The organism is Ruegeria sp. CDSC051 (assembly GCF_059610665.1).
In genome coordinates this window covers 25287-50360 of sequence record NZ_JBXWOC010000010.1, presented here as the reverse complement: position 1 = coordinate 50360, position 25074 = coordinate 25287, and the positions used below count along the sequence as shown (strand labels likewise).

Below are 25074 nucleotides of genomic sequence, written 5' to 3'. Positions count from 1 at the left end.
GTGGCGTTACTGCGCCGCCTTTAGTTCTTCCTTGTTACGAGCTGGTTTTCGTGTGGGTCGAAACGAACTTTTTGATCAACGCACAATGAATTGCCGATTTGAGCCCAAAATGCCGATTGCTGCGCCTCAATCCAATGATTACTTATCGTTGGTAACGGCGCTCATTACTTTTTGGTCGCCCACCAAAACCAATCACGGCGCTGATTTCTGACGTAATCCTAGAATCCTAACGCTGTGAGCGCTGCACGTGTTGTGTTTCTTGCCTCACCCTTAGGAAGGGGGAAGGCCGCGAAAAAATGATCTAGTGACGCGTCCGGGCGACGCTTGCGGGCGCAATCAGCAAATCTACGGCCGTCTTCTATGTTTCCATTCGCCTGATGGGCCATAGCCGCTAACATATCGATGAGGAAATGCGCGCCGGGTGTGCGTGCAGACAGATCCCCCCAATGCGCGGCCTCTTCCCATTGGCAACTGTTGATCCGTGCCCATGCTTTCATGCCGTGCATTCCATAGAGCAACGGGTCTAGCGGGCTGAGACGCGTCGCCAGATCTGCACGTTGGTCAATGTTATCACTGACGCCGTTCAACGCTTGCACTAGACCGAGCGAGTAGTGACCCTGCGCATAATTTGGATTTAGCGAAACAGCCTGTTGCAAGTAATGCACCGCGGTATCCAAATCTTGCTGAATCCAATAGCTACGCCCAAGCACAAAATTGGAAAACGGGTCATCGGGGGCCTGTTCCATTGCCCGTTCAGCAGCAGATAAGGCATCCTGAGCGGCAACACCGCGATCGGCGCCGAAACCGGTAAACGCCCTCTGGAAAGAAACGAAAGAAAGCCCGGCATGGGCACGTGCAAAATTGGGCGCACGGGCAAGAGCTTCTTTGAAATATCTGGCAGACAAAGCGTTGTCTTCTTGGGTGAACCGATAAATGTGGTTTAGTCCAAGGTGGAAAAAGCTCCAGGCGTCGAGGGATTCAATATCCTGCCGTCGGGCCTCGGCGGCCTGGTGGCGCGGAACATGGAGTTCGACCGCTGCTACTACAGAATTGGTGACATCGGCCTTGATAGAAAAAATGTCATCAATCAGGCCAGTGTAGCGATCAGCCCAGATCACTTGTCCGGAATCCGCAGCAGCAAGCACCGGAGACACGGTCAGATTTGGTCCGTTAATCTCGACGCTACCCGACAGCACATATCTTACATCTAACTGCTCGCGCACACTTTGCGTGTTTGCAACGCTACCGAGTTGGAAACTTGAGGCGCGCGCAATGACCGTCACCCACTTTGTCAGCGACAACGACACAATCAATTCATGTGCAAGGGCCGGAGCGATCACCCTAGCCTGATCTGTTTCTCCAAAGGCCTGAAACGGCAACACGGCAATGGATGGAGCGACCCCTTCATTGATGATCAGCGTCTCTGCGAGGTTTGCGTCGACCTTTTTGGTCACCGGCAATTCGAACCGAAAGCCCTGTCCCCGGATCGTGCGGATGATGCTTTGCGTTTTCCCGTCATCCCCCAAAGCGGCACGGGCAGATCGGATACGGCTTGCAATAGCGGCGTCTGAAATTGGTGCGCCATTCCAGATTTTGGTGACAATTTCGTCCAATGTCGTCACGCGCGAGCCGTTTTGGACCAATAAGCTCAGCAACAGGAAAACTTGCCGTTCAAGGTGAACGCCTTGACCGTCCGAATACCGCAATTCAGCGGCAGCGTGGTCCAGCTCGAAATTGCCAAAACAGAATTTCATGAAAGAAATCTATCAGAAGTCGCGAAATTCTACACCATTTCTACAAGCTGTCTGCAAGCTTGTGCGCGAACCATGGGGCAAAGTCAGTACATTAATGCAGAACATCATCCATTCAAAGAGGGGCTAGGAAAGTGATTTACGCAAATATCAACGAAACAATCGGACAAACGCCGGTAGTCCGGATCAACAATCTGGCACCCGATCACGTAGAGCTTTTTGTCAAAGCCGAGTTTTTCAACCCCGCAGCATCTGTCAAAGACAGGTTAGCGCTTAGCATTATCGAAGAAGCCGAGAAAAGCGGGGCGCTAAAACCAGGCCAAACGGTTGTTGAGGCAACCAGCGGCAACACCGGGATTGGTCTGGCGATGGTGTGTGCTGCAAAGGGCTATCCATTGGTGATCGTAATGGCGGACAGTTTTTCCGTCGAACGGCGGCGCCTCATGCGGGTGTTGGGGGCGAAAGTGGTGCTGACACCGCGGGCCGAAAAGGCGATGGGAATGTACAACAAGGCGGTAGAGCTGGCCGAGGCCAACGGTTGGTTTCTGGCCCGTCAATTTGAAACGGACGCGAATGCAAAAGTTCATGAAATGACAACAGGTCCTGAAATTATCGCAGATTTCAAGGATAAGCGGCTGACGCATTTTGTAACGGGATTTGGCACAGGAGGGACATTGACCGGAGTCGCGCGCGTGCTGCGTCGCGAGTCACCCGATACCCGGATTATTCTGACCGAACCCGAGAATGCCGGACTCGTAGGAAGTGGGATTGCGCAGGATCGCAATTCTGATGGCAGCCCTGTCGCCGGTCATTCGGCTTGGCAACCACACCCGTTTCAAGGTTGGTCACCTGACTTTATCCCGGCTGTGTTGCAAGAAGCTTTGGACAATGGATCATTTGACGAACTGATGCCTGTCGCCGGTCCTGGCGCGATCAAAATGGCACAGCAGCTTGCCCAGAAAGAGGGCATTCTGACGGGGGTGTCAGGTGGCGGCACGGTTCTGGCAGCACTGCAAGTTGCTAAGACCGCCCCTGAAGGATCCGTTATCTTGGCGATGTTGCCAGATACGGCTGAACGCTATCTTTCGACGCCTTTGTTTGACGACATCGAGGCCGAGATGACCGACGAGGAACGCGCGATTTCCCTGTCCACACCAAGTGCGCAAATGGCGGGCGAGTAATGGACAGAATGCTGCATCAGGAAGAAACACTCGACCCGGAAGACTGGGAGGCCATGCGTGCCACGGCGTACCGCATGGTGGATGAAGCTGTGTCTCGGCTTTCCAATGTGCGCGAATCTCCTGTTTGGCAAAACATGCCAGACAGCGTGCGCGCGACATACAAAGAAGCGCTACCGAGATCGGGAATGCCACTTGATACAGTCTTTGAAGAGATGAAAACCAACTTGCTGCCCTATCCAATGGGTAACATCCATCCCAGGTTTTGGATGTGGTATATGGGTGCCAGCAATTTTACCGGCGCTCTCGGCGACTTTTTAGCTGCCATTCTGGGGTCAAACCTCGGCGGTGGAAATCACGCCGCAGCTCTTATGGACCAGCAAGTAGTGGACTGGCTCAAGACCATGGTCGGGTTCCCGGCTGGTGCAAGTGGAACTTTGACCAGTGGTGGCTCCGTAGCCAACCTGATAGGCCTCACGGTTGCGCGCAACACAGCGCTCGGCCAGAAAACCATCAGGGAACATGGGGTCGGCGGTGCCAAGCTGGCGTTTTATGCGTCCGATCAGGTTCATGGCTGCCATCTGACTGCAATGGAAGTGCTGGGCCTTGGATCAAATTCCCTGCGGTGCCTGCCATCCCGATCAGACTTTACGATGGACGTTACAGCCTTGCGTGCACAGATTGCCGAAGACCGCGCGCATGGCATCCAGCCAGTCGCCATTATCGCAACAGCTGGAACTATCAACACCGGCGCAATTGACGATTTGTCCGCACTCGCAGATGTGTCCCGGCGCGAAGGTCTCTGGCTTCACGTGGACGGTTGCATCGGAGCACTAGCCGCTATTGCTCCTAAAAACGGAGATAAGCTAAACGGTCTGGACAAAGCTGACTCTGTTGCGCTGGACCCACATAAATGGCTGCATGCACCGTTTGAAGTTGGCTGTTGCGTGGTCAAAGACAAATCGCAACATGTTGATACTTTCGCACTTAGCCAGTCATACCTGGAGAAGGAACCACGTGGCGTCGCCGCAGCCGATTGGCTACATGATTTTGGCATTCAGACATCGCGCGGGTTCCGGGCGCTTAAGGTTTGGATGAGCCTGAAGGAGCATGGTGTCGAAAAATTTGGTCGGCTGATCGACCAGAACATCAACCAAGCAGAGTATCTGGCGGATCGCATCCGAGTGGCACAGGATATCGAACTATTGGCCGATCCTATGTTGGACATCGTGTGCTTTCGCATTTGCCTGCCCAACATGACGGAATCCAATCTCGAAGCTCTCAACCGAGAAGTCATGCTGCGACTGCAGGAAGATGGGGTTGCGGCGCTCTCTGACACGAGAGTTGGGTCGACCTATGCGCTGCGCTGCGCCATTTCCAATCACCGAACGCAACTGAGTGATCTTGACATACTTGTGGAGCAAATAGAGGAATTGATCCCGACATGCAGATCGACCTTGCTCGATAACGAACCATACTGAAGGTATTGGTTGTGCGAGCAAAATACGTTTCATGTGATGCTCTGATACCATAGTGATTGCAACTGGTTGCATAGAAGTTGCCCACGTGCTGTTGACGGTCTGGCAGCACTAGGATGTCGGTTTGCTGCCGTGGACAATTCCCCAGCCCTCCGTTTGGAGTCGGATCTACCCGCGCGAAACGCTATGCAGCCAAAAAGAAAACCTTTGTGGGGCCCGCCAAGAGTTTAGGATCGAAACATGCGATATGTGATTCTCTGCACCTTTCTGGCCAGCCCCGCCCTTGCCGATCCGCCAACGATCGAGCAGGTCAACGCCTCGTCCAGCGGTGGCAGTTGGCGTTTCGACGTGACGATCCGGCATCCGGACACCGGATGGGAACACTATGCCGATGGCTGGCGTGTGCTGGATATGGATGGGAATGAGCTGGGGATGCGTGTGTTGCATCACCCACATGAGACGGAACAGCCCTTTACCCGCTCGCTGGGCGGGGTGGCAATTCCGGATGGTACATCGCAGGTTCAGATACAGGCCCGTTGCAGCGTGGATGGCTGGGCGGACGAAACCATTGTTGTGCCGCTGAACTGACCTCAGAACACGCCCAACGTCAGCCCTGCGGCCATCGCCTGCCCCAAGTCGCGGCATGTCTGCAGCGCCTCTTCGGGGATGCGTTTTTCGGCCAGGATCGCCTCGGGCGTTTGTGCATGGGTGCATATGATCAACGGCAACTGAACTTCTTTCAGCCGCCATCCGGTTGCAATTCGGGCCGTCTGTCGTGCCGCATTCTGCCCGTCTGACCCGGCACAGATCATCTGGGCATAGGGGCGACCTTCGATGCGACCAAGAACCGGATAATAACAGCGGTCGTAAAACTCTTTCATCACGCCCGAAATCGCCGCCAGGTTTTCGGGTGCGCAGAAGATATAACCATCTGCGGTCAGCAGATCTTGGGGTCCGGCCCGCTCTGCGGGCTTCAAAACGGTGTCGGCCTCATCGCGCGCGCCTTCGGCTGCAGCGTCGGCCATTTGGTGGCTGCCGCCGGTGCGTGAATGGTAAACGATCAATAGCTGCGCCATGTCAGACCCGGTGATAGGGACCGCCCGACAGGATGGTTGCGGCCCGATAAAGTTGCTCGGCCAGCATCACACGGACCAGCATGTGGGGCCAGACCATGGACCCGAAAGAGATGGAGAAATCCGCCTCGGCGCGCAGATCAGGATCTATTCCGTCGGCACCGCCAATGATCAGCGCCAGATCCTGCCGCCCCGCATCGCGCCAACTGCCCAGCTTTTGGGCAAAATCGGGCGAGGACATCACCCGCCCCCGTTCATCCAGCGTGCAGATTACGGTGCCTTTGGGCAGCGCCTTGCGCAGCAATGTGGCCTCGGCCCCCATCCCTGCGTTTTTCTTGTCTTCGACCTCGATCACCCGCGCAGGCCCAAGGCCCAGCGCGCGGCCGGTCCGATCAAATCGGGTAAGGTAATCATCAAGCAGGGATTTCTCGGGTCCGGCACGCAATCGCCCGACCGCAACTATGCTGATCCGCATATCTCTCTCGCCTCCGGCCCGTTAATGCAGGCCGGGATAGCGCCTCAGTTCGCCGAGGCGCTGCTGCCCGCAGGCTGCCACATCTTTTCCAGCTGATAGAATTCACGCACTTCGGGGCGGAAGATATGAACGACCACGTCGCCCGTATCGATCAGCACCCAGTCGCCGGCATCCTTGCCTTCGACCTTCGAGGTGAATCCGAATTCCTGCTTGATGCGATCCGTCAGCTTTTCCGCCATGGCCGAGACCTGACGGGTCGATCGACCCGAGGCAATAACCATGTGATCCGCGACGGACGACTTGCCCTGCAGGTTGATCTGCACGACGTCTTCGGCCTTGTCATCGGAAAGTGAGGAAAGGATACGTTCAAGCAGCTTGTCGCTGATTGACTGAGAGTGGGCCATCATATTGGCCCCATCTTCGGCGGGCAAACCCGCCTGAGTGTGTAGAGACAGGACATAGTCCTCCTTTGCTGCGCGCCATGATATCCCGGCGCCGGGGTACTAATAAGGTAGCAAGGAGATTGCAACATTTCAATGAACACAGACCAAAGGGTCGCAACGATTGCTTAGTCGGTGACAAGCTGTTGCGCATCGGTGTCGTCATTCAGCACGCGCACCTCTCGCTGCGGAAACGGGATCGAGATGCCTTCAGACTTGAATGCGTCCCACAGCGCCAGATAGACATTGCCCCGTATATTGGTCAGCCCTTTGGTCGGATCGCTGATCCAGAATCGCAGCACGTAATCCACGCTGCTGTCGCCGAACCCCGTAATGTGGCAGACCGCGTCATGTCCGCTGCCACTGAGCACACGCTCGACAGATTTAACCGCATGGATGGCCGTTGCCCGCACATTATGGGGGTCATCCGTGTAACTTGTGCCAAATGTCAGATCCAGCCGCACGAACCGGTCCGAATGCGACCAGTTCACCACCTGATTGGTGATCAAATCCTCGTTCGGGATCAGGTATTCGCGCCCATCCCGCGTGACCACCGAGACATAGCGCGCGCCCAGCGCGTTGATCCAGCCGAACGTGTCGCCCAGCGAAATCACATCGCCCGGTTTAATCGACCGATCCATCAGGATGATGATGCCCGAGATCAGATTCGACACCACTTTCTGCAAACCAAAGCCGATGCCGACACCAATGGCCCCCGACAACAGCGCAATACCAGTCAAATCAAAGCCCAGCGTCCGAATGGCGGCCATGAAGACGGCGCCATAGATGACGACCTGTAATCCCTTAGCCAACAAGACCTGCATTGACGGCGAGATATCGTCATTGCGTTTGAGGCCACGTTCAGCAGCACCGGTGCCAAGACGGGCCAGCGTCAACAACACGCCAATCAGCAAAAGCGCCTTGAGGATACCCAACGCCGAGAGGTGCAGATCCCCGATCGAGATCGCCACCCCATCCAGAAACCCAGCGACGTCATCGGTCAAGTTCAGCGCAATCAGCGTCGCATAAGCCCACATTGCCCATTTGAAAATTCGCCGCAGCGTCCGGTTTCGGACCAGACGGGCCACTAACGCAATCGCCAGCCAGGCGGTCGCCAATGTTGCCACCACCCCGATGATATAGCTGCGCGATGGCCAGGTGATCTGCTGCATCACCAGATACAGCATCCAGGACAGCGTGACGAAATAGACAAGTGTCAGACGCTGCATCAGCTGGATCAGCGTGCGCAACCGCCATTTGGGCCAACCAGAGCGGGCACGGGCCCAGGCCTCCCATCGGCCCTGCGTAACCAGCTTCAACACATAGGCCAGCGCCCAGAGACCCAGGATGATGACCAGCTGATGTTGACGCCAGCCCGGTGTAATGACCAGATCGACCAGTCTATCGAATTGCAGGGAAAAGGCCTCGATCATGGTCTGATACAGATCAGACAGCGAACTGGGTATCAGGTCTGGGTTCATGCACGTCTCCTGCTTGCCAGCTTGGACAGCGTTGACGCATGATGCAAGCCCGTCGCCGGATTGCGCCTTGATTGACGGACTGACGCGATATATCTGATGCGCATGAGACTCAATCTGACCCCAGCACCTACGTTGCAAGACCGCACGCGACTGCGTGAACGGTTCTTTGGGGCCGCCCGCACGGTTCTGGCCCGCCTATAAGCGGCGTCCAGCCACTCGCCAGCTAAATCTCAATACATACGGGAGAGGACCGATGTCCCCCAAAACACTCTATGACAAGATCTGGGATGCCCATGTCGCGCACGAAGCCGATGATGGCACCTGCCTGCTGTATATCGACCGCCATCTGGTCCACGAAGTGACCAGCCCGCAGGCCTTCGAAGGCCTGCGTATGGCGGGTCGCCCGGTACGCGCACCGGAAAAGACCATCGCGGTACCGGATCACAACGTGCCCACCACGCCGGATCGCGTGAACGGCATCGAAAACCCCGAATCGCGCATTCAGGTCGAGGCACTGGACAAGAACGCCAAGGATTTCGGCATTCACTATTACCCGGTGAATGACGTTCGCCAGGGCATCGTACATATCGTTGGCCCGGAACAGGGCTGGACCCTGCCCGGCATGACCGTTGTTTGCGGCGACAGCCACACCGCTACCCATGGCGCGTTTGGTGCTCTGGCCCATGGCATCGGCACCTCTGAGGTCGAGCATGTTCTGGCCACGCAGACCCTGATCCAGAAGAAATCCAAGAACATGAAGGTGGAAATCACCGGCACACTGCAGCCGGGCGTGACCGCCAAGGATATCACTCTGGCCGTGATTGGCGAGACCGGTACCGCCGGCGGCACCGGCTATGTCATCGAATATTGCGGCGAAGCGATCCGCAATCTGTCGATGGAAGGCCGCATGACCGTCTGCAACATGGCCATCGAAGGCGGTGCCCGCGCCGGCCTGATCGCCCCGGATGAGACCACGTTCGAATATGTCAAAGGCCGCCCACACGCACCGAAAGGGGCCCAGTGGGAAGCGGCGATGGACTGGTGGAAAACACTGTTCACCGACGAAGACGCGCATTTCGACAAGGTCATCACCCTGCGCGGCGAAGACATCGCGCCGGTCGTCACCTGGGGCACCAGCCCCGAGGACGTGCTGCCGATCACTGCATCCGTGCCTCACCCCGAGGATTTCGAAGGCGGCAAAGTCGATGCGGCCCGCCGGTCGATCGAATATATGGGTCTGGAAGCCGGTCAGAAGCTCAGCGACGTCGAAATCGACACCGTCTTTATCGGGTCCTGCACCAACGGCCGCATCGAGGACCTGCGCGCCGCTGCCGAGATTCTGAAGGGCAAAAAGATCAAGGACGGGATGCGCGCCATGGTCGTGCCCGGTTCCGGTCTGGTCCGTGCGCAGGCCGAGGAAGAAGGTCTGGCCGAGATCTTCAAAGAGGCCGGGTTCGAATGGCGTCTGGCGGGATGTTCCATGTGCCTTGCGATGAACCCCGACCAGTTGCAACCGGGCGAGCGCTGCGCCGCGACCTCGAACCGCAACTTCGAAGGCCGTCAGGGCCGCGGCGGACGCACCCACCTGCTAAGCCCCGCAATGGCTGCCGCAGCGGCAATCACAGGACGGCTGACAGACGTCCGCGAGTTGATGTAAGCTGCCCTCATAACTGGATATTTGAGGGATTTAAGACATGAGTGACTGGATCAAATGGCTCCTGATGGGGCTTCTGTCCATAGTGTTCGGCCTTTTTGTGCTGGGCGCGCCTGCAGTGGCGTCGATTGCCGTAACGGTGGTGACCGGCGTACTGCTGCTGATTTCAGGGGCATTGCAGGTGGTCGGCGGGTTCACCGTCGAGGGCACCGGCAACAAGATCCTGTCGCTTATTATGGGTGCGGTGATGCTGTTTCTGGGCTGGTCCTTCCTGGATCACCCGCTGCAGGGCACCGTGACGCTGGCGACGGTCTGCCTGATCCTGTTTATGGCAGGCGGTATCGCGCGGGTCATTTTGTCGTTCCAGATGAAAGGTACGCAGTATTTCTGGGCGACACTGATCTCGGGCGTGATGTCGATTGTTCTGGCGATGCTCATCTGGCGGTTCGCAGCAACCGATCCCGTCGTGCTGTTGCAACTGCTCGGCATCCTGCTGGGGATCGAGATGGTGTTCAACGGTCTGGGTCTGGTCTTCATGGCGCTGTTCATCAAAGACGCACCCAAAGACGAAACAACTGAAGCGAAACAAGCTTAAACGCGGGGCATGGGCGCGGCCCTCCCCCGCAGGAGTGTAGACATGGAAAAGTTTGACAAAGTCCACGGGGTGGCCGCCCCGATGCCATTGATCAATATCGACACCGATATGATCATTCCGAAAGTGCACCTGAAAACGATCAAACGATCCGGCCTTGGCGTCGTACTGTTTGACGAGATGCGCTATCATGATCACGGCGGTGAGAATGAAGAGTTCATTCTGAACAAACCCGCTTATCGGCAAACCGAGATTCTGGTGGCCGGCGACAATTTCGGCTGCGGCTCATCGCGCGAACACGCGCCCTGGGCGATCAAGGATTTCGGCATCAAGGTTGTGATCTCGACCAGCTTTGCCGACATCTTCTTCAACAACTGCTTCAAGAACGGCATCCTGCCCATCGTGGTCGAGGAAGAACATCATGCGGTTCTGATGGAAGACGCGCATAGAGGCGAAAACGCCCGCATGACCGTGCATCTGGAAGATCAGCAGATCACCACGTCCGATGGTGTCGTGATCGAATTCGAGGTGGATTCTCATCGTAAGCACTGCCTGCTGAACGGTCTGGACGATATTGGCCTGACGATGGAAAAAGACCATCACATCGAGAAATTCGAGGATCATGCGGGCCAGGCACGCCCCTGGGTGTGATTCTGGGAACGAATCTGTTGATACTCAACTTTATGGGGACGCCACGGCGTCCCCATTCGCCTTCTTGGGGTTCTGAACGGCGAAACCACTACATATAGGTCTCGACTTGAAACACACGTCGGATTTGCGTCAAAAATGATGCAATCCCGCACCAGTTGCGCCATCATTTTGCCCAAAATTGAGTGTTTTCTGCCACCTGGCTTGAGCGAAATGTCGCTTATCGCCAATGTCGGCGGGTACAGGCACCCACCAAGGCAAAACATTGGTGAGAGATGACATCTGCTGCAACGGTAACGTGGCAGGCACAAGTTGGAATGAAGTCGGCAAAGAATCGGCTAATCCAGTTTGAAAGGGTTCGGATAGTGATTGCGCGCACAACAGGGGCGGCAATTCGGGGAATATTGGTTGCACTTTTGGTGCTGACACCCGCGTTGTACTTGCCCGTATCATCAACGAATGGGACCGAGATTGTCGTCTTTCTCGCCATTCTCGCGTTTTTCCTGACCTTCGCCGAATATAATTCGGCCTTCCCAAGCTTTATTGAATTTCGCGACGCACCACCGGTGAACCGCTTGCGCTTTGTTGGACTGGTTTCGATGGTCGCTTTCCTGACGCTGATCTGCAAAAACGCCTATTCGCCGACAGAATTGACCTCAGGTTTTTATGTGATCGGGTTGGGCGTCGCCAATGTGGTCGATTTCCCCTATTCACCCGTGCGTCTGATCGTGTTGATGCTGCCTGTCAACGCAAGCGCGCCGCTGATCGAACTTGTTCGTATCGCTGCCAGTGTGGCCTATGTCGCAGCTATGGTCACAATCGCCAGTTTCTACTACGCGGTGAAAATACGTGGTTGGCCCACCGGAAACGGAGCCTTCAACGTCTGGACCAATCTGCCGCTGTTCGATCCGACCAAGGGTGGCGATGTCGTGACCCGTCTGCAGCGTGATGGACGGTTGAACATCTCGATCGGCGTCCTGCTGCCGTTTGTAATCCCGGCTCTGATCAAGATCCTGACCGATTATGTGAGCCCGATCTCGCTGAACAGCCCCCAGACGCTGATCTGGACGTTGAGCGCTTGGGCCTTTCTGCCTGCTAGCATGATCATGCGAGGAATGGCGACACTGCGCATTGCAAACCTGATTGTCGAAAAACGCCGCGCCTATTCTACGACTGAAACAACACAGACCGCATGATTCGTGTTTTTCTGCTGCTTTTGCTGCCATTCGCAGCACAGGCAGAGACGATACGCATAGCCACCTTCAACACCGAACTCAGCCGTAAAGGACCGGGCATTCTGCTGCGCGATATCCGGCGCGGGGATGCGCAGGTTCGTGCTGTGATGCGGGTGTTGTTGGAAACCCAACCCGATATCGTTGCCTTGCAGGGCATCGACTGGGATCTCAATGGCGAAACGCTGACCGCATTCGGTGAGGCGCTGCGCGACGAGGGGCTGGACTATCCCTATCGCTTTACCGCCAAGCCTAATTCAGGAATAGAAACCAGTCTGGATCTGGACGGGGACGGGCAGGCCAATGGACCAAGAGATTCCCAAGGCTATGGCGAGTTCACCGGTCAGGGCGGGCTGGCCATTCTGTCCCGGTTTCCCATAAGCCATGACGACATGCAGGATTTCTCGGGAGTACTGTGGCGCGACCTGCCGGGGGCTGATCTGCCGACGGTCGATGGCACACCATTTCCCTCTGAAGCCGCCCAGCGCATTCAGCGACTGTCCTCGGTGGCACATTGGATCGTACCAATCGAGTCCCCGATCGGCCACCTGAACCTGATGACATTTCACGCGACCCCGCCCGTTTTCGACGGACCCGAGGACCGGAACGGGTTGCGCAATCGTGACGAAATTCGCTTGTGGAACGCTGTGCTGGACGGTGCTCTGGGCCCTGCCCCACTCGGGCCTTTCGTGATTGCTGGGGATGCAAATCTGGACCCCACGCGCGGGGAAGGCCGGAAAGAGGCTATCCAGGGCTTGCTGGCAGACCCGCGGTTGCAGGATGCAAGGCCTGCCACCCCCTCGGGGGCATTGGCCACGGTTGAGTGGAAAGCCGTCGGAGAGATGCGGGTTGATTACGTTCTGCCCTCGGCAGATCTACGCGTTGTGGATGCAGGCATCTTTTGGCCCGACACGGGCGCAGACTTGCGCGCAATCGCCGAACAGGCCAGCCGGCACCGGCTTGTCTGGGTGGACCTGGGACATCGCTAACGCTGGTCAGGCCCGGGCAGTTCTGACCAAGGTCGCGTTTTGCTTGGCTGTTTTCGGGATCGCAGAAGCCATCGCCGCGTCCAAGTCGGTCGTCTGAAATCCAGGGATAAGGTCGTCAAAGAATGAGCCGTCCAAACTATGCGGCAGATCCCATAGATAGCGCATCTCAACCAGATGTGGCGCCAACTTCCAGAAAGGCCGCAGTGCCTGAATCGGCCACCATTTCATGGGGCTGACAGCTATTTCGGCACCGGTCACCCGCGACAAGGATTGCGCAATATCCCGGCCGGTCAGGGTAAACCCGGCATAAGGAACCTCGCAGAAACGGGGAAGGTCCTGGCGGATATCAGCCAACGCAACGGCCGCTCGGGTCAGGTCGGGCAGATAGGCCCAGGCGTGTGGGATATCCGGGCGACCGGGATAAACCATCTTGCCGCGTGCCAAAGGCTTGATCATGACCTGATCGAACCAGTTCCCCGAGGCGCAAGTGTCAATGAAATCACCTGCCCTGAGAAGAATCGTTCTTACCGAGGATTTTCGATAGGCTTCTTCCATCTCAACCCGGATCCTGCCCAGGGGATTATGCGCCGCATGCGGTGTTGCACCCGACCATGGCCCCGGCGTTTGCGCGCCAAAAACATAGACATTGCCGGGAAGGATCACAGTTGCACCGTGATCCGCTGCCGCATTGATCACGTCACGATGCAGTTCGGGGACTTGTCGCGCCCAGTCCGGATAGGCCGGATTCCAGGCATTGACGACAACATCCACCCCTTCGACAGATCGCTTCAGGTCCTGCGTCTTGCGATCAAAGCAGTGTACGGTCCAGCCCGCCTCGCGAAAAGCTATTGCGGCATTGCGTCCAAACCGACCCGTCGCACCCAGAATAAGGACTGTTCCCGTCATATAAGCCTCCTCTTGTCCATCTAATATGAGCCATTCAGTTCAATTCAGGAATTGCCGCCAAACGCAGAACGTGTATTCATTTTTGAATGGACAAATCTATCACCCACTCTGACTGGTCTCTGATCCAAAGCTTTCTGGCCGTAGCGGAAACCGGATCTTTGTCTGCCGCTGCCCGGCAGTTGAACCGCAGCCAGCCCACCCTGGGTCGCCAGATCCACGCACTTGAGGATGAGCTTGGCGTCTCGCTGTTTGACAGGCATGCGCGGGGCTTGAAGCTAAGCGAAGTCGGGGCGCAGCTTTTCCCGATGGCGCAACAGATGCACGTAGCCATGAACGCGTTCAGCCTGACGGCCGCAGGCCAGTCTCAGGAATTGGAGGGGTCGGTGCGCATCACCGCGTCGGTCTTTGCCTCTCATCACCTGCTGCCGCCGATTCTGGCCCAAATACGGGCAGCAGAACCCGCGATACAACTGGAACTGGTCGCCACCGATGCCACCGAGAACCTGCTCTACCGCGAGGCCGATATCGCAGTGCGGATGTTTCGGCCGGAACAGATGGACATCATCACGAAACATCTGGGGGAAATCAGACTGTGCTTTTGCGCAAGCCGGTCCTATCTGGATCGTGCCGGCCGCCCCAATTCTCCCGACGATCTGTTGAGTCATGACCTTGTCGGGTTTGATGCGAACGAGCAGATCATTATCGGCATGCGCGAAATGGGCTGGCCCGTGAACCGGGACAGCTTTGCCACACGCTGCGACTTTCAGACTGCCTATTGGGAACTGGTCCGCGCGGGCTGCGGTATCGGTTTTAGCGCCGTGAGAGTTGCCGAGGCCGACCCAGAGGTAGAGGTTTTGGACATAAACGTCGAAATCCCTGCGCTGCCGGTTTGGCTTGCCGCACCGCAGGCGATGCGGCAAACGACACGAATCCGACGAGTCTGGGATATGTTGGCCGAAGGGATAAAGGCCGATCTCTGACTGATTCACACTATCCGTGGCGTAGCAAGGGCACGGAAACCCGATTTCCCGTCCAGAACCTGCGTTTAGGCCGGTTCGTCTCATTGACCCGATGCGGCGCAGGCGCTAGGGCCTTTGCTGTCAAACGCAAGGAGATCCTTCATGTCCAACCCCTCGCTCCTCATCCTGCCCGGAGACGGAATTGGCCCCGAAGTCATGGCCGAAGTGCGCCGTATCATCGACTGGTTCGGTGCCAAGCGCGGCCTGGAATTCGACGTGAGCGAGGATCTGGTCGGCGGTGCCGCCTATGACGCCCATGGCAAACCGCTGTCGGACGAAACCATGGCCAAGGCGCAGGAGGCGGACGCAGTTCTGCTGGGTGCTGTTGGTGGACCCAAATACGACGATTTGGATTTCAGCCTCAAGCCCGAGCGCGGCTTGCTGCGGCTGCGCAAAGAAATGGACCTGTATTCGAACCTGCGCCCGGCACAATGCTTTGACGCGCTGGCGGATTTCTCGTCGCTGAAGAAAGACATCGTTGCCGGTCTGGATATCATGATCGTGCGCGAGCTGACCTCGGGCGTCTATTTCGGTGAGCCCCGCGGCATCTTCGAAGAAGGCAATGAACGCGTCGGCATCAACACCCAGCGCTATACCGAATCCGAGATCGAACGCGCCGCACGATCGGCTTTTGAGCTGGCGATGCGCCGGAACAAGAAACTGTGCTCGATGGAAAAGGCCAATGTCATGGAATCCGGCATTCTATGGCGCGAAGTCGTAAACCGGGTCGCTCAGGACTATCCCGAGGTCGAGCTGAGCCACATGTATGCCGACAATGGCGCGATGCAGCTGGTGCGTGCGCCCAAGCAGTTTGATGTGATCGTCACTGACAACCTGTTTGGTGACATCCTGTCGGACTGTGCCGCGATGCTGACCGGTTCACTGGGCATGCTGCCGTCCGCCTCCTTGGGCTCACCAATGGCCAATGGCCGCCCCAAGGCGATGTACGAGCCGGTCCACGGTTCCGCCCCCGATATCGCCGGTCAGGGCAAAGCCAACCCGATCGCCTGTATCCTGAGCTTTGCCATGGCCCTGCGCTACAGCTTCGATCAGGGGGCCGAGGCTGACCGTCTGGAAGCTGCGATCGAAAAAGTCCTGGCTGATGGCGTCCGCACCGGCGACCTGCTGGCGGATGAAGGCGTCACGCCGGTTTCCACCACGGAAATGGGCGACGCGATTCTGGCGGCGCTGGACGACAGCCTCTGATCAGAGGTCACACCCGAAAATAGAGGCGGCGCCAGATGCGCCGCCCAACTATAGCCGATGGCGTGGATCACTGGCACGTAGTCTGCTCGGGCTCTTGCCACGGACGACGTTAGTCTGCATTGAGCCCAAAGCAGTTGTTACAAAGTTGGCTTTGAGCAAAGGACTTCATCTGGAACTCAGTCCAGCGTGTTCTTGTAGACTTTGCCGTCTTTCATGATCAGATCGAAATTCTCATGCGGGTCTGCGATCAGGTCGATATCTTGCAGCGGATTGCCGTCCACAAGGATTAAGTCGGCATAAGCGCCCTTTGCGATTACACCCAAATCACCTTGTTGATAGGGGTGGCGCGGGCCTGAGAGTTTGAGCAGTTCAGCATTGGTTGAAGTCGCCATTTTCAGCACCTCGTATGGCGTGTACCAGCGCTGCAACTTGGCAAGGAACGCGCCTTGACGTTCGGCCAGTTTGGGATCGAACAGGATGTCGGTGCCGAAAGCGACTTTCACGCCAACTTCTTTCGCCGTTTTGTAGGTGAAATCTGTACCGTTGGTGACGTCGATCCATTTCTGCTGGCTAACAGGGTCATCGAAAGAAAAACCATCCTCGTCATCCAGAAGAGGCTGAACTGACAACCACACGTCGTTGTCGCGCATCAGTTCCATCGTTTCGCGGCTCATCAAAAAGCCATGCTCGATGGACTTAACACCAGCGGCAACGGCTATCTCCACTGCTTCGTCGGTGAAGACATGCGAAGCGACATAGGTGTTGTAGGTGTCGGCCACTTCTACGAAAGCCTCGATTTCGGCCTTGGTGTATTGGCGTACATCCAGAGGGTCATAAGTGGATGACACCCCGCCACCGGTGGAGATCTTAAGCTGGCTTGCGCCCATGCGCATGATTTCACGCGCGCGTTTGACCACTTCCGGAACACCATCAGCCTGCGCCATCAAACCAACGCTGTACCAGTACCATTGCGAATCCGCGCCGTTCGTCGGAACCGCTTGGTAGGGGCGATAGTCAAAGTGGCCGCCGGTTTGTGTCACGGGCGGGCCGGACGGCAGGATACGAGGGCCTTCGATCTCGCCTGCGTCAATCATCCGTTTTATGGCAAATGAATTGCCGCCAACGTCGCGCACCGTTGTAAAGCCGCGCATTAACGTGCCTTCGGACCCGATGGCACCCCGCACCGCGACCTCAAGAATATCGCCGGTCACAACCACGCTCTGCGGATTGCAGCAATAAAGCGTGTGCCAGTGTACGTCGATCAGGCCAGGCATCAACGTGCGCCCGCCGCCGTCGATGACGATACCATTGGCGACGGTGAGGGGTTCTGAGGACACATCTGTGATCAGATTGTCGGTTACAACGACATTGGCATTTGTAATCAATTCCTCATTCACACCATCAAACACGTTGACGTTTGTGAACAGTATCGGTCCCCCATCCTGGGAGAGCGCTTGCGAACTGGTTATTGCAAGAGCAATCGACGAAACCGCGGCAAGTTTGGGAAAATGCACTCGAAATTCCTCAGAAAATTCTGTCGGAGAAACCATCCCAGCGGAAGCAAGATTTTTCAAGCATTACCTCGCTTTTCTCCAAGGTCGGCTTTGTCCGCATATCGGAAGTTGCAATGTTGGCAGCGGCAGAGCAGTTCAGAGATGGAATTCACATTGATACGGATGCGAATCGGGCATTCTGCACCATATGCTGTCATTGGCTGACCCTGCGCGCCGACTTTTCCTTGCCTACATCAGTTGCCAAAGAGGTTGTTCAGCAGGTTGTTGATCGCATTTTCGAACCCATTGCCCTGATTGCGGCGCTGACGCCTGGGCTGCTCTTGCCGGACGGGCGGATCGGGGGCCAGCATTGGCAGCGGAGAGGGTGTCATCCCCTCGGTCACGCGCACCATCGTCTCTTTCCAAATCTCCGCAGGTAACCCGCCGCCGGTCACGCCGGACAGGGGGGTGTTGTCGTCATAACCCATCCAGACGCCGGTCACATAATCAGCCGTGAACCCGATGAACCAGGCATCCCGCGCCGCCTGCGTGGTGCCGGTCTTGCCTGCCACCTGCCAGCCGGGTAGTTTCGCGCGCCCGCCCGTGCCTTCGGACACGACACGTTCCATCATCCAGGTCAGTTGCTTGGCTGCCTTATCGTTGATCACCCGCTCACCGATGCCGGTGCTCGTCGCCATCAGAGGGGCGTCGTCGCCCAGCAGCTTCAGCTCGGTCAACCCATAGGGCTCAACCGCTGAGCCACCATTCAGGATACCGGCATAGGCCCCGGTCATCTCAATCAGCGTGCTTTCCGATGCGCCCAGCGCCAGCGCAGGACCCTCGGCCAGATTGCTTTCTATGCCGAACTCACTTGCGACGGTACGGACATTTTCCAGACCGGCAACCTCGGCCACTTTCACCGCCGGGATGTTCAATGAGTTCTTGAGAGCATCAGCAAGCGTGACGCGCCCATAATGCTTGTTGGTGTAGTTCTTGGGGCACCATTGCCCCGAACCGGCGATATTTATGCAATAGGGCTCGTCCATCACAGTATCCAGAGGCGAATAGCCCAGTTCCAACGCGGTGGCATAGACGAAGGGTTTGAAGGATGACCCTGTTTGCCTCAGCGCCTGTGTGGCCCGGTTGAAGGCGCCCGATACGCGGGTCTTACGCCCGCCGACCATCGCCCGCACGGCACCATCTGCCGACATCACCACGATGGCAGCTTGCGCCTTGGATCCTTCGCGCACCTTTTCCTTGAAGATATATTGCAATGCCTCTTCTGCGGATTTCTGCAGGCGCTGGTCCAGCGTGGTTCGGATCACCACATCATCGGTGGTGTCGGACCCAAAAAAGCTGGGCAGTTCCGTGATGACCCAATCGGCAAAATACCCACCGGCGCGTGCAGCCGCAGCCTCGGACAGTTGCGCCGGGCTGCTGCGGGCACCGCTGGCCTGAGCAGTGGTCAGATAGCCCTGCGCCTCCATCAGCCCAATCACCAACTGCGCCCTATCCTGCGAGCGTTGCAGGTTATTTGTCGGCGCATAGCGCGTCGGCGCCACCAGCAGACCGGCCAGCATCGCCGCCTGCGAGGGGCTGACCTCGGCTGCAGAGATTCCGAAATAGCGCTGGCTTGCGGCCTCAAATCCGCGTGCGCCAGATCCCAGGAAGGCGCGGTTCAGATAGATGGTCAGGATTTCATCCTTGGAGTATTTGACCTCCATCGCCATCGCATAGACAGCCTCTTTGCCCTTGCGCCACAGGGATCCCTGACGACAATCGGATTCATAGGCGGCCTCGGATTCCCATTCGCTGGGCACGTAAGGCACACCCAGACACAACAGCTTGGCCGTCTGCTGGGTGATCGTTGACCCGCCATGGCCAGACAAAGGCCCGCGCCCTTCGCGCAGGTTGATACGCACAGCGCTAGCGACACCCCGAGGACTGACGCCGAAATGGCGGTAGAATCGCTTGTCCTCGGTGGCGACCACTGCATTTTTCAGATACGGAGAAACCGTGTCCGCGGTGATTACCCCGCCGAACTGATCCCCACGCCAGGCAAAGACTTTGCCATCCCGATCCAACAACGTGACCGACCCGCGCGCGCGCCCGTCTAGCAAAGCATCGACATCAGGCAAAGAGGTATAGACAACCCCGACAGCCAGCGCCAGCAACAGAGCGGCCACAGCGCCCACGCGCCAGCTTACCCCCCAGATCAGGCGCCAGACCCAGCGAAACAACCGGCGAAAAAAGCCACCACCACCGCCGGATTTCCGGCGTGTCTTTCTCCGTGTGCTTTTGCGGGTTGTCGTTTTGCGCGCCGCAGCCTTTTTGCCTGCGGGTTTCGCAGTGCGTTTGGTCGCCGTGGGTTTTCGCCCCTTCGACGCGTATCTTTTGTCCGCCACAAGCGGTGCCTTGCGGCGCCTGGACTCAGTCATGCTCAAACTCTGCCCGGTTATCGTTTTGAGGCACCATACCCTGCTATACCGATGAAGTAGAGGTCTGAATTTCCGGAATACACGCTCTCAAACGAGCCTATAATTTAGTCGATATGCAGAATCTGTGCAAAAATTGTGCACTCATTCACCAATTCCTCCCGAATTTGACCACTGAACCGTTCCTTACACAGCTTCGGCACGCTCTTTTTCTGCAGGTGCAAACACGCCGGACAGACCGGGGAAGCAGAGGGGAACAGCGTGAAACTGATTATTGCAACAATCAAACCGTTCAAGCTCGAGGAGGTGCGCGAGGCACTGACCGACGCGGGCATACGCGGCATGATGGTAACCGAGATCAAGGGCTTCGGCTCGCAATCGGGGCACACGGAAATCTATCGCGGCGCCGAATACGCGGTGAACTTTGTACCCAAGATCAAGCTTGAGATCGTGGTGCCCGCCACGATGGCCGACCAGATCGTAGAAACCATCACCAAATCCGCCAAGACCGGCAAGATCGGCGACGGCAAGATTTTCGTCCTCGACGTTGAGCAGGCCCTGCGCGTGCGGACCGGGGAAACGAACGAAGAGGCGCTGTAAGCGCGCCCACTCAACACTATTCGAGGACTGACAATGAACCTGATGAAATCTCTCATCCCTGCCGCCGCGATCGTCGCGCTGCCGCAGATTGGCCTTGCGCAGGAGGCCGCCACCGGCGAAGCCGCGCTGCACACACAATACATCTTCACCACGCTGCTGTTTCTGATGGCAGGGTTCCTGGTGTTCTTCATGGCCGCCGGCTTTGCCATGCTCGAAGGCGGGCTGGTGCGGTCGAAAAACGTGGCCATGCAGATGATCAAGAACGTGGCGCTGTTTTCGTTTGCCGCGATCATGTACTGGCTGATCGGCTTCAACCTGATGTACCCCGGCGACGGCTGGACCATCGCGGGGTGGGTTGGACCGTTCTTCAAAACCACGGTCCTGGATCCGGTGGGCGTGGGTGCAGACGCCGCGGCATTGGATTATGCTTCGGTTGGTTCGGACTTCTTCTTCCAGCTGGTGTTTGTGGCCGCAACCGCGTCGATCGTATCGGGTGCTGTAGCTGAACGTATCAAGCTGTGGCCCTTCCTGGTTTTCGTGATTGTTCTGACCGGCGTCATGTACCCGATCTCTGGCTCGTGGCAGTGGGGCGGTGGCTGGTTGTCCGAGGCTGGTTTCTCGGATTTTGCCGGCTCGACCATCGTGCATTCGGTTGGCGGCTGGGCGGCTCTGGCGGGTGCCCTGATCCTGGGTCCGCGGATTGGCAAGTACAAAGACGGCAAGGTTCATCCGATGCCCGGTTCGAACCTGGCGCTGGCCACTTTGGGGACATTCATCCTGTGGCTGGGGTGGTTCGGCTTCAACGGCGGCTCGCAGCTGGCGATGGGAACCGTGGGTGACGTATCCGACGTGTCGCGGATCTTTGCTAACACCAACATGGCCGCAGCGGCAGGCGCAGTGGCAGCCCTGATCCTGACACAGCTGCTGTACAAAAAGCCTGATCTGACCATGGTGCTGAACGGCGCGCTGGCCGGCCTGGTGTCGATCACTGCGGAACCGCTGGCCCCGACGCTGTTCGGCGCGCTGTGGATCGGTGCCGTAGGCGGTATCATCGTGGTCTTTGCGGTTCCGATGCTGGACAAGTTCAAGATCGATGACGTTGTCGGTGCCATCCCGGTTCACCTGTTCGCCGGGATCTGGGGCACCATCGCCGTGATCTTTTACGGCGAAGCCAGCCTGGGTACGCAGCTGTTGGGTATCCTCGCCTACGGTCTGTTTACCTTTGTCGGCGCTTTGATCCTGTGGTCGATCCTGAAGGCCACCGTCGGCATTCGAGTCAGCGAAGAGGATGAGATCAACGGCCTGGACATGGCGGAACTGGGCATGGAAGCGTACCCGGAGTTCTCTAAGGGCTAATATCCAACCCAATCCAACAAAAAACCCGGGCGGTGTCGCCCGGGTTTCTTTTTTTTCCGCAGATTTAAACTCCGACGTCGATAATCGCTTTGGCCAGAATCGGAACCGTGTTGGCATTCAGCCCGGCAATGTTCAGACGGCTGTCGCCGACCATGTAGATGCCGTGATCAGCGCGCAGTTGTTCCACCAGTTCCGGTGCCGCGCCCAAGCGCGAGAACATGCCGCGATGCTGGGCGACAAAGCCGAACCGGTCGGAGCCGCTGTGGCGTTGCAGCTCATCGGCCAGTTGCTGGCGCAGCCCCAGCATGGACAAGCGGATCTCTTCCAGCTCGGCCTCCCAGTCGGCCCGCAGGACGGGGTCGGTCAGGATCGTGGTGACCACGCGCGCGCCGTGGTCGGGCGGGAATGAATAGTTCTGGCGGTTCAGAAAGGCCAGCGTGCTCTGGTTCAACGCGGTCTGTCCCGCATCTGCGCTGATTGCCATCAATAGGCCCGTGCGTTCACGGTAGACGCCGAAATTCTTGGAACACGACGCCGCGATCAGGCATTCCTTGACCGAAGAAGCAACAAGGCGGGTCGCCTGCGCATCCTCTTCCAGACCGTCGCCAAAACCCTGATAGGCAATGTCGATCATCGCCACGAGGCCAAGCTCGTTGATGATGTTCACCACTTCCTGCCACTGCACCAGGTTCAGGTTGGCCCCGGTCGGGTTGTGGCAACAGCCGTGCAACAACACCACGTCGCCCGACTTGGCGGTTTTCAGATCGGCAATCATGCCGTCGAAATCGACGCCACGAGTCTCGCCATCGAAATAGCGGTATGGAACCGCTTCCATCCCCAGATAATTCAGGATCGACAGATGGTTCGGCCAGGTCGGGTTCGAGACGAACACGCGGGCCGAAGGGTTGGCCATGCGGATCATCTCAAACGCTTGACGGCATGCGCCAGTGCCGCCGGGCGTAGCCACAGCGGCAATGTTGCCACGCGGCACCGATGTGCGCAGGATCAGGTCAATCATCGCATCCGCATAGGCCGGATCACCAGCCAGACCGGTATAGGCCTTGCTTTCCTGCTCTTCCAGAATGCGCTTTTCGGCGGCCTTGACCGCGCGCATCACTGGCGTGATGCCTTCGGCATTCTTGTAGACGCCAACACCCAGGTCGATCTTCTGATCGCGCGGGTCTTCGCGGTACATCTGCATCAGCGCTAGAATCTTGTCGGCAGGTTGCGGTTTGAGATGTTCAAACATCAGGTCTCTCCGGTTGCGACGGGCAGGGTCGGGAAGGCACCCCATTCAGCCCAGGAGCCGTCATAAAGCGAGTGGTCTTTCTTGCCCATGCGCTCGAGCGCAAGGCTGAGAATCGCGGCAGTCACACCCGACCCGCATGAGGTAATCGCCGGTTTCGACAGGTCGACGCCAGCGGCCTCGAAAATGGCGCGGCATTCCTCGGGCGATTTCATCGTGTAATTCTTGTTCAGCAAGGTGCCGAAGGGGACGTTTCGTGATCCGGGAATACGACCAGACCGCAGCCCTTCGCGCGGCTCGGGATCGGTACCCGCGAAGCGGCCAGCTGCGCGTGCGTCAATGATCTCGTGATCCCCCAGCTTGGCGGCGGCAGATACTTGCGTGACATCACGCACCAGATGGTTCTGAACCCGCACGGTCATGTGGCGGTCGCGGATAACAGGCGGCAGGTCTTCAACCTCTCGCCCCTCGGCAAGCCATTTCGGCAAGCCACCGTCCAGCACGGCAATGTTGTCCTGCCCCATCAGGCGGAACATCCACCAGACCCGCGCGGCCGAGGACAGCCCCGAGCCGTCATAGACCACCACCTGATGGCCATCCCCCACGCCCATCGCCCGCAGGCGCGACATGAATTTCTCGACCGGAGGCACCATATGCGGCAGGTCCGACCGATGATCGGCAATATCATCAATGTCAAAGAATCTCGCGCCGGGGATATGGGTCGCGTCATATTCCGCTTTGGCGTCGCGTCCGTGTTGCGGCAGATACCATGATCCGTCCAGAACCCGCAGGTCCGGATCCTTGAGATGGGCCGCAAGCCATTCGGTTGAAACGAGGGTTTTGGGATCGTCCTGCATCAATGCCTCCCCTATGCGCGCTTGGTTTGTCCCTATACGCGCGCGCATGTCTGTTCAAGTCTGGATGGGGGCCTGTATCGCTAACGTGCCCGCCTGAGGCGGAAAAACTGGGCGATCCCGATCAGACTGATCAAAATCCAGAAGGATTCGATCAGCATCGAGGCCAGATTGAAGTTCTCAAGCAGTGAATAGACGATCAGAACCGACCCCAACAGGTTCACCACCGGAAAGGCCAGATCGTCGGAATTCATCATCCGCATCTGGGTAGCGAAATAGGCGGCAACCACGATCAGCGCCCCGATCGATCCGACGCTGTCGGCGATGGTCAAAGTGTCAAGAAACGCAGTCATGATCAGGCCTCGCCGTTTTGAGGAATTTCTAGATGCTGCCCATAATGGTGCATGTTCAAAAACGCAGTCCCCTGCGCGCCCGCGCGATAGCCATGCGGCAAGTCGGCGGCAAAGCGCAGCCCCTGCCCGGCGTTCAGCGGCACCCAGGCCTCTCCACGCAGGATTTCAAGCGTTCCGGAAAGGACAAAGACCTCTTCGGTGACGCCCGCCGCATGGGCAGGCGACTCGTGGCTTTGGTTCGGGGTCAGGCTGACGTGAAAGGTCTCGGCCCCCAGCGCGGGATCAAAGGGAAAGACGATCTTGACTTCGATACTGCCCGGAAAGGTCACGGTCTGAAACACCGATGGATCGCCATTCGCCGTTTCAATCAGCGCGCTCAGCGGCAGTTGAAACCCTTTGGCGATCTTCCACAGCGTTGCAATGGTCGGGCTGGATTCGCCACGCTCGATCTGACCCAGCATGGCTTTGCTGACGCCGGTCATCTCGGCGACTTTGGACAGGCTCAGCCCAGATGCGGCCCGCATGTCCCGTAATTTCAGCGTGATCTCGTCCGGTGCCATGATGATGTCTTTCGAATCCTCTTGTGCGTTATAGCGCACATGTGGTACGTGCGCT

The 25074-nt window shown here is 57.7% G+C and carries 25 protein-coding genes; 13 read left to right on the top strand and 12 right to left on the bottom strand.

The genetic code is table 11. The features are described 5' to 3' along the window. Window positions 1–218: 218 nt before the first annotated feature. Window positions 219–1754: a winged helix-turn-helix domain-containing protein gene (locus AC2FH0_RS18540; RefSeq protein WP_496750532.1), complete on the bottom strand. Its 1536-nt coding sequence runs from the start codon at window positions 1752–1754 to the stop codon at window positions 219–221. A gap of 131 nt (window positions 1755–1885) precedes the next feature. Between AC2FH0_RS18540 and cysK the strand changes: the two genes are divergently transcribed. The 3 genes from cysK (at window position 1886) to AC2FH0_RS18525 (ending at window position 4995) form a co-directional block, all read left to right on the top strand. Next, window positions 1886–2932 carry a cysteine synthase A gene (cysK, locus tag AC2FH0_RS18535; RefSeq protein ID WP_496787110.1) on the top strand — a complete coding sequence of 349 codons (1047 nt, stop codon included), beginning with the start codon at window positions 1886–1888 and terminating at the stop codon, window positions 2930–2932. Then, window positions 2932–4410 carry a pyridoxal phosphate-dependent decarboxylase family protein gene (locus tag AC2FH0_RS18530; RefSeq protein WP_496790054.1) on the top strand — a complete coding sequence of 493 codons (1479 nt, stop codon included), beginning with the start codon at window positions 2932–2934 and terminating at the stop codon, window positions 4408–4410. The genes cysK and AC2FH0_RS18530 overlap by 1 nt, the downstream gene beginning before the upstream one ends. Before the next feature lie 237 nt (window positions 4411–4647). Then, entirely contained in the window at window positions 4648–4995 is a 348-nt protein-coding gene (locus AC2FH0_RS18525; protein ID WP_496790053.1) for a hypothetical protein, read from the top strand. A 2-nt stretch (window positions 4996–4997) separates the two neighbouring features. On the opposite strand, the gene AC2FH0_RS18520 is transcribed toward AC2FH0_RS18525, so the two are convergent. The 4 genes from AC2FH0_RS18520 to AC2FH0_RS18505 form a co-directional block, all read right to left on the bottom strand. Continuing rightward, the gene (locus tag AC2FH0_RS18520) at window positions 4998–5483 is read right to left on the bottom strand and encodes a flavodoxin family protein (RefSeq protein WP_496703041.1); all 486 of its coding nucleotides are present in this window, start codon (window positions 5481–5483) and stop codon (window positions 4998–5000) included. Between the two features lies 1 nt (window position 5484). After that, window positions 5485–5955, bottom strand: coding sequence for a 23S rRNA (pseudouridine(1915)-N(3))-methyltransferase RlmH (gene rlmH / locus AC2FH0_RS18515; RefSeq protein ID WP_496703039.1), 471 nt, complete (start codon window positions 5953–5955; stop codon window positions 5485–5487). Window positions 5956–5999: 44 nt separating this feature from the next. Continuing rightward, a complete protein-coding gene (gene rsfS, locus AC2FH0_RS18510) occupies window positions 6000–6362 on the bottom strand; it encodes a ribosome silencing factor (protein WP_496692685.1) in 363 nt (120 codons plus the stop codon). Window positions 6363–6523: 161 nt separating this feature from the next. After that, window positions 6524–7876, bottom strand: a complete 1353-nt coding sequence (locus AC2FH0_RS18505; RefSeq protein WP_496790052.1) for a mechanosensitive ion channel family protein — start codon at window positions 7874–7876, stop codon at window positions 6524–6526. Between the two features lie 102 nt (window positions 7877–7978). Here AC2FH0_RS18505 and AC2FH0_RS18500 point away from each other — a divergent pair, with 102 nt between their 5' ends. The 6 genes from AC2FH0_RS18500 (at window position 7979) to AC2FH0_RS18475 (ending at window position 12991) form a co-directional block, all read left to right on the top strand. Then, complete coding sequence (locus tag AC2FH0_RS18500) at window positions 7979–8077, top strand: isopropylmalate isomerase (protein WP_271950909.1); 99 nt, start codon at window positions 7979–7981, stop codon at window positions 8075–8077. A 52-nt stretch (window positions 8078–8129) separates the two neighbouring features. Then, window positions 8130–9533, top strand: coding sequence for a 3-isopropylmalate dehydratase large subunit (leuC, locus tag AC2FH0_RS18495; RefSeq protein WP_496697309.1), 1404 nt, complete (start codon window positions 8130–8132; stop codon window positions 9531–9533). Between the two features lie 37 nt (window positions 9534–9570). Further along, window positions 9571–10125, top strand: coding sequence for an HdeD family acid-resistance protein (locus AC2FH0_RS18490; protein ID WP_142638384.1), 555 nt, complete (start codon window positions 9571–9573; stop codon window positions 10123–10125). 42 nt (window positions 10126–10167) lie between these two features. Further along, the gene (gene leuD / locus AC2FH0_RS18485; RefSeq protein ID WP_142638386.1) at window positions 10168–10773 is read left to right on the top strand and encodes a 3-isopropylmalate dehydratase small subunit; all 606 of its coding nucleotides are present in this window, start codon (window positions 10168–10170) and stop codon (window positions 10771–10773) included. 362 nt (window positions 10774–11135) lie between these two features. Then, a complete protein-coding gene (locus tag AC2FH0_RS18480) occupies window positions 11136–11966 on the top strand; it encodes a hypothetical protein (RefSeq protein WP_496692682.1) in 831 nt (276 codons plus the stop codon). Further along, window positions 11963–12991, top strand: a complete 1029-nt coding sequence (locus tag AC2FH0_RS18475) for an endonuclease/exonuclease/phosphatase family protein (RefSeq protein ID WP_496709716.1) — start codon at window positions 11963–11965, stop codon at window positions 12989–12991. The genes AC2FH0_RS18480 and AC2FH0_RS18475 overlap by 4 nt, the downstream gene beginning before the upstream one ends. Window positions 12992–12997: 6 nt before the next feature. Here the strand turns inward: AC2FH0_RS18475 and AC2FH0_RS18470 are convergent, their stop codons facing one another. Then, window positions 12998–13897 carry a sugar nucleotide-binding protein gene (locus AC2FH0_RS18470; protein ID WP_496790050.1) on the bottom strand — a complete coding sequence of 300 codons (900 nt, stop codon included), beginning with the start codon at window positions 13895–13897 and terminating at the stop codon, window positions 12998–13000. Window positions 13898–13983: 86 nt separating this feature from the next. Here AC2FH0_RS18470 and AC2FH0_RS18465 point away from each other — a divergent pair, with 86 nt between their 5' ends. Together AC2FH0_RS18465 and leuB are read left to right on the top strand one after the other, a co-directional pair. Then, the gene (locus AC2FH0_RS18465; RefSeq protein ID WP_142638394.1) at window positions 13984–14877 is read left to right on the top strand and encodes a LysR family transcriptional regulator; all 894 of its coding nucleotides are present in this window, start codon (window positions 13984–13986) and stop codon (window positions 14875–14877) included. A 141-nt stretch (window positions 14878–15018) separates the two neighbouring features. After that, a complete protein-coding gene (leuB, locus tag AC2FH0_RS18460) occupies window positions 15019–16122 on the top strand; it encodes a 3-isopropylmalate dehydrogenase (RefSeq protein WP_142638396.1) in 1104 nt (367 codons plus the stop codon). 176 nt (window positions 16123–16298) lie between these two features. Here leuB and AC2FH0_RS18455 read toward each other — a convergent pair whose 3' ends face one another. Both AC2FH0_RS18455 and AC2FH0_RS18450 read right to left on the bottom strand, forming a co-directional pair. Beyond that, complete coding sequence (locus tag AC2FH0_RS18455) at window positions 16299–17636, bottom strand: metal-dependent hydrolase family protein (protein WP_496790049.1); 1338 nt, start codon at window positions 17634–17636, stop codon at window positions 16299–16301. Between the two features lie 233 nt (window positions 17637–17869). Further along, window positions 17870–20053 carry a transglycosylase domain-containing protein gene (locus AC2FH0_RS18450; protein ID WP_496790047.1) on the bottom strand — a complete coding sequence of 728 codons (2184 nt, stop codon included), beginning with the start codon at window positions 20051–20053 and terminating at the stop codon, window positions 17870–17872. Window positions 20054–20311: 258 nt separating this feature from the next. Here AC2FH0_RS18450 and AC2FH0_RS18445 point away from each other — a divergent pair, with 258 nt between their 5' ends. Both AC2FH0_RS18445 and AC2FH0_RS18440 read left to right on the top strand, forming a co-directional pair. After that, window positions 20312–20650, top strand: a complete 339-nt coding sequence (locus tag AC2FH0_RS18445) for a P-II family nitrogen regulator (RefSeq protein WP_142638403.1) — start codon at window positions 20312–20314, stop codon at window positions 20648–20650. A 33-nt stretch (window positions 20651–20683) separates the two neighbouring features. Then, a complete protein-coding gene (locus AC2FH0_RS18440; RefSeq protein WP_281973849.1) occupies window positions 20684–22006 on the top strand; it encodes an ammonium transporter in 1323 nt (440 codons plus the stop codon). Window positions 22007–22070: 64 nt separating this feature from the next. Here the strand turns inward: AC2FH0_RS18440 and AC2FH0_RS18435 are convergent, their stop codons facing one another. From AC2FH0_RS18435 to AC2FH0_RS18420, 4 genes are all read right to left on the bottom strand, one after another. Further along, window positions 22071–23255, bottom strand: a complete 1185-nt coding sequence (locus AC2FH0_RS18435) for an amino acid aminotransferase (protein ID WP_496709712.1) — start codon at window positions 23253–23255, stop codon at window positions 22071–22073. Next, window positions 23255–24109 carry a 3-mercaptopyruvate sulfurtransferase gene (sseA, locus tag AC2FH0_RS18430; RefSeq protein ID WP_496709711.1) on the bottom strand — a complete coding sequence of 285 codons (855 nt, stop codon included), beginning with the start codon at window positions 24107–24109 and terminating at the stop codon, window positions 23255–23257. The genes AC2FH0_RS18435 and sseA overlap by 1 nt, the downstream gene beginning before the upstream one ends. Window positions 24110–24189: 80 nt before the next feature. Continuing rightward, complete coding sequence (locus tag AC2FH0_RS18425) at window positions 24190–24459, bottom strand: CBU_0592 family membrane protein (RefSeq protein WP_496692676.1); 270 nt, start codon at window positions 24457–24459, stop codon at window positions 24190–24192. 2 nt (window positions 24460–24461) lie between these two features. Then, window positions 24462–25019 carry a helix-turn-helix domain-containing protein gene (locus AC2FH0_RS18420; protein ID WP_496692741.1) on the bottom strand — a complete coding sequence of 186 codons (558 nt, stop codon included), beginning with the start codon at window positions 25017–25019 and terminating at the stop codon, window positions 24462–24464. Window positions 25020–25074: the final 55 nt, after the last annotated feature.